The organism is Corynebacterium sp. HMSC034B08, from assembly GCF_001835805.1.
Classification (GTDB): Bacteria; Actinomycetota; Actinomycetes; order Mycobacteriales; family Mycobacteriaceae; genus Corynebacterium; species Corynebacterium coyleae.
The window spans coordinates 1-206 of sequence record NZ_KV825880.1 but is presented as its reverse complement, the minus strand read 5'-3'; the positions used below and the strand labels follow the sequence as shown (position 1 = coordinate 206).

Sequence of the window (206 nt, the reverse complement as noted above, 5' to 3'; positions counted from 1 at the left end):
GAGTTCTTAGGCGAGCGTGACAACATCTTCCGCATCGGGGTTATCGGTGATCAGATTGATCAAGGTAACTACGCCTCGGGTATTTCCTTGGTTGGCGATAACTCGCTTTTCATCGCCAATAACCGCCTGATGGGATCAGATGCAAAACTGCGCAACACCATCCTGCACGAATTAGGCCACACTCTAGATCTTCGCCACTGGGGTGC

General features: G+C 51.5%; 1 protein-coding gene. It reads left to right on the top strand.

The window, feature by feature from the left end:
- Window positions 1-206, top strand: a 206-nt coding sequence (locus tag HMPREF2656_RS12925) for a zinc metalloprotease (RefSeq protein WP_210400928.1), incomplete at both ends; no start/stop codon positions are given.